The organism is Legionella anisa (genome assembly GCF_001467525.1).
Taxonomy (GTDB): domain Bacteria; phylum Pseudomonadota; class Gammaproteobacteria; order Legionellales; family Legionellaceae; genus Legionella; species Legionella anisa.
In genome coordinates this window covers 492,211-505,044 of sequence record NZ_LNXS01000054.1, presented here as the reverse complement: position 1 = coordinate 505,044, position 12,834 = coordinate 492,211, and the positions used below count along the sequence as shown (strand labels likewise).

Here is a 12,834-nt window from a genome sequence, read left to right as displayed (position 1 = left end):
GACATTTAATAAGATGAGTAGAAATTGTAGCCTGGGTGCAGCGCAGCGAAACCCGGGAAACATGAAGCTTATCTTAACCCGGGTTCCGCTGCGCTGCACCCAGGCTACAATTACATTATTATGTTTATGAATGAGAATTATTTAACTTATTAGATTCTTCCTGCAGACTATCTACCTCTAACGCCAAGGCAATTTGATTGGCACACGATTCCAACAGCTGTATTTTTTCAGGTGTTATGAAATCATTATTTTTAGAGGAGAGTACTCTTAAAACACCCACGGTCCCGCGCGCACCAAGTAATGGAATAAACAGTGCATTAGAAAACGAGAGGGTATCAGTTCCTAATCCTGCTTTTTGCCCTAATTCAAATACCCATTGAGCGATACTGTATTCCTTTTCATCCAATTCTGCATGTGATTTTGCTCGTGCACGAACAACAAGACGTCCATTTTTTGGTAATAAGGCGGTAACTTCGCAGTGAAAAATTTCCGAAATAAAATTGATTCCTGTTCGCAGTAATCTGACTATTCCACGTGTTCTGGATAATCTTCGACTTAATGTGTACAAAGCGGATGTTTGATATTCTGCAAGACGCGCAATCTCTGACTGGCGGCGAGTCACTAAAGTTAATTGGCAGATAACGAGCGCTAAAATGAACATCATAACTAAAGTGAGGAAATAATCTGAATTTTCCATGAAAAAACTGTAGTAGGGGGGGATAAATAAATAATCATACGTCAAAATGCTCAGAATAATTCCCGAAATTGCAGGACCTGGGCGTCCTAAGGTGGCAATAGAAATTATTCCTATTAAATAAACCAGGATTAAACTACTTTCATTAACTAAAGGATATATTAAATAATTAATAAGTGTAGTGATTGCTACAATACAGGTTGATAAAAAATAATGAAGCCAAGGCGTCATTGGTTTGGTAAGCGATTTTTTTCTTGATTTTTTTGTTACTTCGGTCATGGTATAAACATCAATTTCATCACTAAAGCGCAAAACCTCATCTGCGAGGCTGCGAAAGAAAAAATTTCTCCAGCGATGGCGAATTCGTTTACAGATCATAATGAGGGTGATATTTTGCTCACGGGAAAAATTGATAATTTCTTTAACAAGGTCATAACCCATCAAAATATGCGTTTCAGCCCCCAATTGTTCTGCAAAAAATAAATTTTTTATGGCCTGGTTACGTTGTGTTGTGGATAATTGGGTGCGCGTAGAATCCACATATACAGCAATCCAATCTACTTGCAAACTGGTAGCCATTCTTTTGGCTGCTCTGATCAATTTATGTGATTCAGGACCTGGACCAACGCAAACCAATATTTTTTCCGTTATGGGCCAGATGTGTCTAATACCTTGACCTTGCCTGTATAAAAGCACTTGTGTATTAACCTGTTTTGCCAGAGTCCGTAATGCCAGTTCGCGTAAGGCCATTAAATTGCCTTTGCGAAAATAAAACTCGGCAGCAAGCCGCGCCTGTTGGGGAACATAGACTTTGCCTTCAGCCAGACGTTTTAACAAATCTTCTGGAGCTAAGTCGACTAACACTATGGTATTAGCTCTCTCTACCATGAAGTCTGGAACAGTTTCCTGAACAGGAGCATGAATGATTTGTGAGACATCGTCATTGAGGCTATCTATATGTTGAACATTGAGTGTGGTATATACATCAATTCCGCAATCGAGCAGTTCTTTAATGTCTTGCCAGCGTTTTTTATGCCGTACGCCACTCACATTGGTATGTGCCATTTCATCGATGAGAATTAACCCTGGGTTTCTTTTTAAAGAAGCATCGAGATCAAATTCTTGTAGTTTTTTACCGTGATAATCAATCGTTATTTTAGGTAAGACTACGAAATTTTTAAGTATTTCTTCGATTTCGATGCGTCCATGAGACTCTACGATGCCTACTACGATGTCCAATCCCTTTGCCTGCTCTCCCATTGCTTCATGAAGCATGGAATAAGTTTTTCCTACTCCTGGAGCAGCGCCAAGGTAAATTTTGAGTTTGCCGCGTTGTTGTTGTTTTTCTTCTTCGATGACCTGTTTTAATAGTGCATTAGGATCGGGGCGTTTGTCAGTCATTGAGTAGTCCTTAAATGATCCAAAGCTAAATTAAGCTCCAATACATTAATTCGTGGTTCCCCCAAAAGGTGTAAGGTGCGTTTTTTTATGAGCTGATTCACTAATTCTTGAATTTTTTGTTCCGAGATATGACGTGCTTTGGCGATACGAGGTATCTGATAATAAGCTGCCAGTGGACTTATCTCAGGATCCAATCCACTGGCAGATGCAGTAACTAAGTCGACTGGAATTAATTGCTTGCTTCTTTTATTTGGATTGTCTAAATCATACTGTTGCAAGCGATTAACGCGTTTTTTTACAATTGCCAAAAATTCTGGATTAGAAGGCCCCATATTTGATCCTGAAGAACTGGCGGCATTATAAGGAAATGGAGTAGTGGCAGAAGGTCGTCCCCAAAAGTAGTTGGGTGTGTCAAAGTGTTGTCCAATTAATGCGGAGCCAATGAGTATTCCGTCACGCTGCAACAAACTACCATTTGCTTGATAAGGGAAAAATACTTGGGCTAATGCGGTGACGACAGCAGGATAGATTAAACCTGTTAGTAGGGAAAAAATGAGTAGAACCATTAAAGCAGTTTTTATTTGTTTTAGAGCTTCTATAACCATTTATTATCCTGTTAAACCCAATGTAGTTAAAAGCATATCAATCATTTTGATGCCAATAAAAGGTACGACTAACCCACCTAACCCATAGATAAGCACATTATTTCGCAGAAGCTGTGCTGCAGGAAGGCGTCGGTATTTAACTCCGTGTAACGCTAAAGGAATAAGAAGAACAATAATCACCGCATTAAAAATTACAGTGGAAAGCACTGCAGTTTGTGGTGTTGAGAGGTGCATGATATTGAGTATATTCAGTACGGGATAAGTCGTCCCAAATGCGGCGGGTAAAATGGCAAAATATTTAGCTATGTCATTGGCAAGACTAAAAGTCGTCAGGGCTCCACGTGTCATAAGTAACTGCTTACCTATTTCCACGACTTCAATCAATTTAGTTGGATTTGAATCCAGATCCACCAAATTACCTGCTTCTTTTGCTGCTTGTGTTCCTGAATTCATTGCAACAGCGACATCCGCTTGAGCAAGCGCAGGTGCATCATTGGTTCCATCACCAGTCATCGCCACTAAATGGCCTTTCGCTTGCAGATCGCGAATTAAATTCAGTTTATCTTCGGGTTTTGCATTGGCAAGAAAATCATCCACTCCTGCTTCACCAGCAATTGAAGCTGCAGTGAGGGGATTATCGCCCGTTACCATGATGGTTTTAATACCCATTTGTCGTAACTGCGCAAAACGTTCACGAATTCCTCCTTTAATGACGTCTTTAAGTCGAATGATGCCCAAAACTTTGGGACCTTCAGCAACCACCAAGGCTGTTCCACCTTGACGTGAAATAATTTCAACATTGGCTTTCACATTTTCAGGAACGCTGCCCCCTAATTGATTGATGTATTCTTCAATCGCTGTATCTGAACCTTTACGAATTTGCCGGGTGCCGAGATTTGCTCCACTCATACGTGTTTGTGCTGTAAACGGAATAAATGTTGCGTTCAATGGAGCAAGAGCTCTGCCACGTAATTTATATTTTTTCTTAGCAAGGATAACAATACTTCGACCTTCTGGAGTTTCATCAGCTAGAGAAGCTAATTGAGCTGCATCAGCTAAATCTGTAATATCGACTCCTTCCGCGGGAATAAATTCTGTTGCTTGTCGGTTACCTAAAGTAATTGTTCCTGTTTTATCAAGCAATAAAACGTCGATATCACCTGCAGCCTCAACCGCACGGCCAGATAAAGCAATAACATTCGCTTGAATCATTCGGTCCATACCAGAAATACCAATTGCAGAAAGTAGCCCAGCAATAGTTGTTGGAGCCAAACAAACAAAGAGAGCCACAAGTACTGTGATTGAAATGACGGAACCCGTTTTAGATACTGATACACTGTAAATTGAAAATGGAAGTAAGGTACTGCAAACCACTAAAAACACGATGGTTAAAGCAGCAAGTAAAATAGTCAATGCAAGTTCATTAGGTGTTTTTTGTCTTTTCGCCCCTTCGACTAAGGCAATCATTCGATCCAGAAATGTTTCACCCGGATCGGAGGTGATACGAATGATAATCCAATCAGAAAGCACTTGCGTGCCTCCGGTTACTGAACTACGGTCTCCGCCACTTTCACGAATTACTGGCGCACTTTCCCCGGTTATAGCACTTTCATTCACTGAAGCAATTCCTTCAATAACTTCGCCATCACTGGGAATGAAATCACCTGCTTCAACTAATACCAGATCCCCAGTACGTAATTGCACTGATGGAATAATAGTGAATTTTGAACTTTTAGATGCTTTTGCTAATTTTTTAGCCTGAATTTCCTGGCGTGCTCGCCGTAACTCCTGAGCCTGTGCTTTGCCACGACCCTCCGCCATTGCTTCCGCAAAATTGGCGAACAAGAGTGTAAACCAAAGCCATAAACTAATAGCAAGAATAAAAAAAGGTGGTGCTTCCCCATCTCCTAGAAGTGCTTTTATAAAAAGAACTGTCGTGATAATTGAGCTTACATATACAGTAAACATTACGGGATTTTTTATTTGTACATGGGGTGTCAATTTAAACAATGCATCGAGTAACGCACTTTTGATAATACCGAAATCCCAAATAGAGTGTGATTTAGAATCCATATTTCCCCCAAAGCATCAAATGCTCCACAATAGGACCAAGAGCAAGGGCTGGTAAAAAGGACAAGGCACCAAGAATGATGACAATACAGACTAATAAAGTAATAAAAAGAGGTGTATGAGTCGCTAATGTGCCTAAACTGTTGGGAATCCTTTTTTTCTTAGCGAGTGAGCCAGCAATTGCCAGGGCGGGAATAGCGAGCCAATATCGGCTAATTAACATCAGCATGCCACCAACGATACTATAAAAGGGGGTATTGGCATTTAAACCGGCAAAAGAACTGCCATTATTATTTCCCATCGAAGTAAACGCATAGAGAATTTCTGTAAAACCATGAGCGCCGGGATTAGCTATGGAGCTTATGCCCATATCTGTTACTGAAGCATAGGCAGTAGTGATGAGTACAATTAAGGGCATAATTAAAACAGAAATGGATGCCATTTTCATTTCATAAGGTTCGATTTTTTTACCCAGATATTCAGGCGTTCTGCCGACCATAAGTCCCGCAACAAACACAGTAAGAATAACGAACATCAACATGCCGTATAATCCGGAACCAACGCCACCAAAGCTCACTTCATTTAAATGCATCATCCATAAAGGTACTAAACCGCCAAAAGGAGTGAATGAATCAAGCATGGAGTTGACTGAACCATTAGAGGATGCGGTTGTAGCTGTTGCCCAAATTGCTGAATTGATAATGCCAAAACGAGTCTCTTTGCCTTCCATGTTCCCTGCGGGATAAAGCTCAGATTGAGCTGTAGTATCTATTCCCATGTGTTGAAATGCAGGATTTCCTTTTTGTTCGACTATCGTGTCGAGTATTAAACATGGAACAAACAGAATGGACATGGCGATTAATAGTGCCCATCCTTGTCTTTTATCACGAGCCATGGCGCCAAACGTAAAACAAAAAGCTGCCGGAATAAGTAAGAGCGCTACCATTTCCAAAAAATTGGTGAGTGGAGTAGGATTTTCAAATGGGTGGGAAGAATTGACATTAAAAAAACCACCCCCATTAGTACCTAGTTGTTTAATGGCAATTTGTGACGCTGCAGGTCCCATCGGAATGATTTGTTCTGTTACACTTACCGAGGTTGTATTAGAATTTCCTTGGTTATCTAATACCGTTTGGCCTGTTACATCGGTGGTAGGTTTCTGGTAGGTAAATGGGTGAGGCAAATTAATTTTTTGATAGGGCTTAAAATTCTGAATGACACCTTGAGAGCACAAAATGAGTGCCAAAATCAATGACAAAGGCAATAGGATATAGAGTATACCGCGAACAGTATCTACCCAGAAATTCCCTAGACTGTTACTTTCATGTTTTACGAGGCCTCGTATTATTGCAATTAATAAAGACATACCTGTCGCTGCTGAAAGAAAGTTTTGTACTGTCAGGGCAAACATTTGTGTGAAATAACTCATTGTTGCTTCGCCACTATAAGCCTGCCAATTGGTATTGGTGGCAAAGCTTGTAGCGGCATTAATTGCAAGTTCAGGAGAAGGAGAAACAAATTTTTGAGGATTTAGTGGTAGATAAAATTGGATGCGTTGCACGAGATAAACGACCAATAACCCTGCTAAATTAATGAAGAGCATGCTCGATAAATAGGTTTTCCATCCCATTTCCTCTTGAGCACGAATACCGCAGAGTCTATAGATTAGATGCTCAAAAGGCTTTAACAAAGTGTTTAAAAAACAGGGACGGTCTTGATATACGCGTGCCATGTACCAACCCAACGGTTTTACAAGGAGCAATAAAAAGAATAGATAAAATGCAATTTGCAGGAAACCAGGTTTTGTCATAGGGGTCCATTTCCCATTAAATTAAAAATCCACGGCTTAGAACAATTCGGGTTTGAATAATACAACTAACAAAAAAATTAATAAGCCGAAAGCAATTATTCCACAGCATAAATACAAGCTCATGATTCACTCCTTGATAAATAATCATAGAACCTGATTAGCCCCAAAGATATGCTAAAAAAGAACAGAACAAGAAAAACTAATAAAATATCCATTTGAGTGAATGTCCGTTTTGTAACCATATATTTAATTATAATACTAGGGTCTGTTTACATTTCGCTAGTTTGGGTCAAAGATAGTAGAAATGTAAACAGACCCTAACTTGGGTTTAACTATTTGATTATAGCGGTTATATATAAAAAAAACAGCTGGATAGGCAAGGAATGATTATAGAATTCTGGGTAGTTCAGACTATGTATGAGTGTCAATAAAAAAGGGGCGTATTATTTAATACGCCCCTTTTATGGAATCCGGATAGACAGTAAGATTGAGTACAGTCCTTTTTACCAAGGTGGACTCCTCCGGAGTGTTTTTAGGCTTCTTAGTACAATGCTAAGCATGCTCACCGCACTCTCAATCTGGCTCCTACAGTAATAATGTTGGCTGAACAATGTGTACTGTCTATGATTCTATGATAGGCCAGTCTTGGTGCTAATGCCATATAATTTCCGTGGTTTTTTGCAAAGATTTCGTTAAAGTTGAAAAAAGAATATCCAGCTCATTGAATTGATGAGAAAAATGAGCGGGATGCGGATGAAACAATAGTTATTAGACACTATTAATGATGTAGCCTGGGTGCAGCGTAGCGAAACCCGGGTTCTACTTCGTTTCACCCAGGCTACGAATTTTTAATTCTCTTGTTTAACCCTGTCTTTTAATACCAAAGAAGGGAACGCCGACGTAAGGTCTTCTTGCAGTGTAACTTCGGGGACTCTTGCCTGTTTGTAGGAAAATTTGGGTGTAATAGAGTTTACCTTGTTTATCGCGGGCGATACCTATCCCTGTCAGATTATAATTTCCTACAATATTTCTTCTATGCCCCGGACTTTTAACCCATTGACTGACTACAATTTGAGCTGTTTTGTAGTTGTATGCAACGTTCTCTGCCGCACCTCCAGTATTTTTAATTTGTGAGCGCAGTTTAGCAATACGCTTTCCAAAGTCTTGATGACCAAAAGGCATGCGATGATTGGCCATATCCTGGGAGTGTTGTCTGGCTTGAATTACCATATGGTTGTCCATTGTAAGCTTGGATAAGCCATGTTTCTGTCTGTATTCGTTTATATAGAATAAAACAGCATTTTGCATGGCAGTATCACTGTCAACATGCTTTGCTGCTGAGGCAGCGTAAGCACAGGGTAATAGGCTAAAAATGATGGAACTTATAATAATTATTTTGGTTTTTAAAGACATAAATATTCTCGTTGTGTGGAAATAAAAGTTGAGTGAAATGTTGACCAAAAAAAGATCATTTGTCCAGAGCTTTCATGTGATAAATGAGATCAAAATGATCAAATAATAATTATTTTTGATTTAAAAATATTACATAGTTCATTTTGAGACGGCAAGTTAATGGCTTAGATTGGCTATAGCATTCTTTAAGTCTTCAACTTCGCCGGAATAATGAAAGTAAATTCGTTTTTTTGAGCAGTCGATGATGCACAACGGTTCTTGAGGTTGATCGCCAAATTGTTTAAATATCCAAAATATTCCTTCATTATGCTGGCTTTCTATTTCTTTTAATAAATCCACCATCCTATCTTTTTCCAAGGTAGAATGAGGGCAATTCATGCCTGATGTGCCATGAGTTATTTTATAGGCATAATGTTGTTCTTTCATGATAATACTCCCTGCAACTCAATAGAGAAGTAGATCCATTTTGATTACATTATAGCCTAATATACTTCGAGTGAAGCGCAGAATACACCATGCATGTGAGCATAAAGGTACAAAAAACCAAGATATTAAAAATGCAAACAGCTCCTAGATGAGCAGCGATGAATTATAGGTTAACCGATAATCCCAAGAGCACGGCATGTAACGTAGGAATGTTAGATAATTGCTCTCTTTTAGAATAGGTATCCAAATGAAAATTTGGTCCATTACCGCTGAATATCCCTTGATATAGTAAGCTTAGGTTGGCTAATGCGGTGATTGGATAACCAAATCCTGCCTGTACTTCACCTGCTAATTGAGAAATATCGTTCAGAGGAACACGGTTATCCCGCCAATGCCTGTAGGCAAGCCCACCTTTTAGTTGGGCAAAAAAAGAACTATTACCCAGAGGATCACTTTTACTGGTTATTAATAAATCCAAGGTAGGAGCAAGGGTAGTTTGCAGGGGAATCCATTTTTTAAAAGCCTCAAAAGTTTCCCGGGGTATATTCAGTTTTATGTGAGTACCCGTTTGCAGTCCTAATTCCAAGCCCAAAGCAATATTTCCTGCAAGCATCATTTCATTGGCCAGTGCTAATCGTCCTATTGGAACACTTTTGTCTCTTGGTGATATCTGATAATTACCTGCACCAGCGCTTGCAGTAACAGACCATGGCTGATCTTGTGATGTCAGTTTAGGGAAATAATCACCAGCGATTGCATTAAATGATAATAAAATTCCTATTATAATTAATTTCATATGCCATATCCCTAAATGAATTGTTCATAATCTCTTGCATGCCCACAAATAAGGATTTCAGTTCCATCATTGCAAAAGCACCTATGGAATATTAAACATAAAAAACGGCAGGTGCTTCAGTCGTATGTGCTTAAATCCAACCGTTCGAGTAAATATTCACATGGGAGCCTGATCTATTACCTTCAGTCATGATTTAACTGCCATTTATCAAACTTGGCGGAGAGAGAGGGATTCGAACCCTCGATACGTTGCCGTATACACACTTTCCAGGCGTGCGCCTTCGACCGCTCGGCCATCTCTCCAACTTGGGCAAGCTTATACAGGTCGGATAATAAAATCAACCTCTTGGCCTAAATTTATAACTTAATGATTGATATTGTATATACTATGAATAAATAGACTCTAAAGACGGTTCAGATACATTTTAATGATGTCTGCTTTGAAGCAAAACAAATTGTTGTTACACTCTAAATAAAAGGATGGAATCATGTTAGTAAAAACTTTTATTTTCATTCTCAGCCTGGTTTTATCAAATTCTCTTTGGGCTGCTATGACGTGTTATTACACTTTAGTTAAAGATAATTGTTGGGCCGATTATGAGGTATCTGTAAATGTAATGGACGCTGTAACTGCCAAAGTTTTAACAACAGTTACTGTGCCTGCTAAGAAATCCTGGACACGCCAGACTTTCTCTTGCGAACCAGGCCAGAAATTAATGTATCGAGCCCAGTTTTCTCCAGTTTTTTGGCAAAATGACGAAGGGAAAACTTATATTGCTAAAAATTATTGGTCTTTACCTAATACAATAAATCCTGGTGATTCAGCTTGGAACGTAACTGTTTGTTTTGCGAATGATTTCTCACTCGTTCCTCTTCCTCCTAAGGGGTCAGGTAATTGCAGTTGTGATTTTAGTGATATTCCGGCAATACCTCCCAAAAAGATATAAATGGCATTAATTTTTATCTTTGTATATGATTCTCGTTACAACATCAAGATTTTTCCTTGTTTTGTTGACGGAGCAACTGATGATTACTCTTAGAAATAAAATTGGTCAAATGTTGGTTATGGGATTTGATGGCTGTGACCTTCATGACAAAAGTCCAGTAGCTGAGTGGCTTTCCACAGATGGATTAGGCGGCGTTTTGTTATTTGATCAAGATGCTTCTACGGGTATATATGGTAAAAATTTAAAAAATCAGACACAAATCAAACGATTAACACATCAACTCAATCATTATTCTGCAGAAATAAATTATAAAAATAATGGTTCGCCTTTATTAATTGCCATAGATTATGAAGGAGGATCCATAGATCGATTGTCTCACGTTGAAGGATGTATGCCGACTATGAGTGCACATAATATGGCACAATTATCGCCCGAGGCGTTGCAGGCTGAGTTAACTCAAATGGCATTTACATTGAAGTCTTTGGGTTTCAATCTTAATTTTGCTCCAGTTATTGATTTAGATTTACAAAACGAGCAAGGAATTATTGGAAGTTTACAACGTAGTTTTTCAGCGAATCATAATGATGTAATTCATTTAGCCAAAAAATTTGTTGATGTTTTTTATCATCATGGTATTGCATGTTGTTACAAACATTTCCCAGGTCATGGTAGTGCGATTGGCGATACTCATAAAGGATGTGTCGATGTTACAAAAACGTTCCATAAAGAAGAGTTGATTCCATATTATCAATTAGTGCGCGATATTTATAGACCAATTATGATTATGACAGCGCATGTAGTGAATAAACAGTTAGATAACCAGGGGCTACCTGCAACTTTATCTCACGAAATTTTAACAGGCGTGTTGCGTGAGACTATAGGCTATGATGGAGTAATCATTGCAGATGATTTACAAATGCATGCAATTACAGATTATTATTCACTTGAAGATGCTTTATGTCTGACAATCAATGCCGGAGCAGATATGCTGATTTTTGCGAATCAATTGGCAAAAATTACGGCACCAGAATTGATAGAGGTCATTGAACGTTTGATTTTTGAGCAAAAAATAGAACAGCAACGTATAGAAAATGCTTATCGTCGGATCATTCGTTTAAAGCAGCAAATCAATTGTATCGAATTAGTTGACTAATCGCTTACCAGCTTAAAATCTCTTGACGAACATGCTGGATGTGTTAGAATACTTCTCTCTGTACATATTTTAATCAGAAAAAAATGTAAGGTTATTATGTTAACTCATTCGAATCAGACACCACATCGTTCAACCCTCGCCCACTTTAAGCTTGTTTCTTGTTGTTGCTGCTAATTTAATTTTCTTATTTCTAACTTTTTTGTTTTTTTGAGGATCATCAACATGTGTGCAGCGCATCAACAAAAAAAAATCATTTTCAGTACTCCTTTGATTTACGCTTTAATGATAGGTTTGGGTATTGCCAGCGGGATGTCAAATATAGTTGTTTTGAAAGAGACAGGTTTATTGATTTCTGATTTGTTTATTAAGCTGTTCAAGTGCATTAGTTTACCCATTATTTCTCTATCGATAATAGTTACCTTGGCCAATTATAAGACTGATGATGGGTTCATGAAAAAAATTTGGCAGCGAACAATTAAGTATACTTTTTCTACTACCATCGTGGCTGCAGTGATTAGTTGCTTGCTTTATATTTTAATCCAACCCAGTTCGGTTCGGGTTGATCTGGATGCACAAACAATCAAATCAGCGAGTAGTTTGGGTTATTTAGGTTACTTGGCGAATATTATACCTACTAATTTATTATCTCCTTTTCTTGAACAACAAGTTATGGGGGTATTGTTCTTAAGTATTATTATCGGTATTGCCGTACGACAAATTCCTGATGAAGAGTCCCGTGAAACCATTACGCGTTTTTTCCGTGGTGCACATGGTATGTTTTTAGTCATGACGCGTTGGATTATCACAGTTATTCCATTGGGATTATTTGGATTTATTACTTCAACGGTTGTTCAGTTGCGCTCAGGTATGGATATTAAAGGGATAGGTGAATATTTACTGATTGTTGTTTTAGCTAATTTAGTTCAAGGTTTTGTGGTATTACCGTTATGGTTAAAAAAGAATAAAATTCAGCCTTTTGCAGCAATGCGGTCCATGCTTCCAGCATTATCAGTAGCTTTTTTCTCTAAGTCTTCAGTAGGGACATTACCTGTCACAATGAATACCATAGAAAAGAATTTGCAGGTAAAACCATCGGTAAGCCGTTTTGTTTTACCTTTATGCACCAGTATTAATATGAATGGGTGCGCAGCCTTTATTTTTGCTACGGTGATTTATTTAATGCAGAATCACGGTATGCCAATTTCTTATGGCACAATGGTTTTATGGGTATTCGTTGCCACAGTAGCTGCTATTGGAAATGCTGGCGTACCCATGGGATGTTTTTTTCTGAGTATTAGTTTGTTATCCAGTATGAATGTTCCTATTGTGCTTATGGGTGTTATTTTACCTTTCTATGGCTTAATCGATATGCTGGAAACTGCTTTAAATGTTTGGTCTGATGCATGTGTGACTAAGATTGTGAATGATAAAGCCATTGCCGAGGAACACGTTAAATTAAAGCCCAGAAAAGTATCTTCATTTGAACCTGAGCTGGGTTAGAGGTATGTATCATTAATTGA

11 protein-coding genes and 1 tRNA gene are annotated in these 12,834 nt (G+C 38.5%); 3 read left to right on the top strand and 9 right to left on the bottom strand.

All coding sequences use genetic code 11. From position 1 onward, the window contains the following. Positions 1-124: 124 nt before the first annotated feature. From Lani_RS18670 to Lani_RS18635, 9 genes are all read right to left on the bottom strand, one after another. Positions 125-2,095 (bottom strand): DUF4118 domain-containing protein, encoded by a 1,971-nt coding sequence (locus tag Lani_RS18670; protein WP_058388747.1) that lies wholly within the window; start codon positions 2,093-2,095, stop codon positions 125-127. Next, positions 2,092-2,700, bottom strand: coding sequence for a potassium-transporting ATPase subunit KdpC (kdpC, locus tag Lani_RS18665; RefSeq protein WP_019234385.1), 609 nt, complete (start codon positions 2,698-2,700; stop codon positions 2,092-2,094). The genes Lani_RS18670 and kdpC overlap by 4 nt, the downstream gene beginning before the upstream one ends. 3 nt (positions 2,701-2,703) lie before the next feature. After that, a complete protein-coding gene (gene kdpB, locus Lani_RS18660; protein ID WP_019234386.1) occupies positions 2,704-4,773 on the bottom strand; it encodes a potassium-transporting ATPase subunit KdpB in 2,070 nt (689 codons plus the stop codon). Next, positions 4,763-6,580, bottom strand: coding sequence for a potassium-transporting ATPase subunit KdpA (kdpA, locus tag Lani_RS18655; RefSeq protein ID WP_019234387.1), 1,818 nt, complete (start codon positions 6,578-6,580; stop codon positions 4,763-4,765). Before kdpA ends, kdpB begins: the two co-directional genes overlap by 11 nt. A gap of 36 nt (positions 6,581-6,616) precedes the next feature. Next, positions 6,617-6,703, bottom strand: a complete 87-nt coding sequence (locus tag Lani_RS21250) for a potassium-transporting ATPase subunit F (RefSeq protein WP_081595186.1) — start codon at positions 6,701-6,703, stop codon at positions 6,617-6,619. 738 nt (positions 6,704-7,441) lie between these two features. Continuing rightward, complete coding sequence (locus Lani_RS18650; RefSeq protein ID WP_019234388.1) at positions 7,442-7,993, bottom strand: CAP domain-containing protein; 552 nt, start codon at positions 7,991-7,993, stop codon at positions 7,442-7,444. A gap of 156 nt (positions 7,994-8,149) precedes the next feature. Then, positions 8,150-8,419, bottom strand: coding sequence for a hypothetical protein (locus Lani_RS18645; protein WP_019234389.1), 270 nt, complete (start codon positions 8,417-8,419; stop codon positions 8,150-8,152). Between the two features lie 163 nt (positions 8,420-8,582). Further along, positions 8,583-9,215, bottom strand: a complete 633-nt coding sequence (locus Lani_RS18640; RefSeq protein ID WP_019234390.1) for a hypothetical protein — start codon at positions 9,213-9,215, stop codon at positions 8,583-8,585. A gap of 214 nt (positions 9,216-9,429) precedes the next feature. Continuing rightward, positions 9,430-9,517: transfer RNA gene (locus Lani_RS18635), tRNA-Ser, on the bottom strand. A 185-nt stretch (positions 9,518-9,702) separates the two neighbouring features. On the opposite strand from Lani_RS18635, the gene Lani_RS18630 reads away from it, so the two are divergent. From Lani_RS18630 to Lani_RS18620, 3 genes are all read left to right on the top strand, one after another. Continuing rightward, a complete protein-coding gene (locus Lani_RS18630; protein WP_019234391.1) occupies positions 9,703-10,161 on the top strand; it encodes a hypothetical protein in 459 nt (152 codons plus the stop codon). Between the two features lie 79 nt (positions 10,162-10,240). Next, on the top strand, positions 10,241-11,314 hold the full coding sequence (locus tag Lani_RS18625; protein ID WP_019234392.1) for a glycoside hydrolase family 3 N-terminal domain-containing protein: 1,074 nt from the start codon (positions 10,241-10,243) through the stop codon (positions 11,312-11,314). Between the two features lie 222 nt (positions 11,315-11,536). Continuing rightward, positions 11,537-12,814: a dicarboxylate/amino acid:cation symporter gene (locus Lani_RS18620; protein ID WP_019234394.1), complete on the top strand. Its 1,278-nt coding sequence runs from the start codon at positions 11,537-11,539 to the stop codon at positions 12,812-12,814. Positions 12,815-12,834 lie beyond the last annotated feature (20 nt).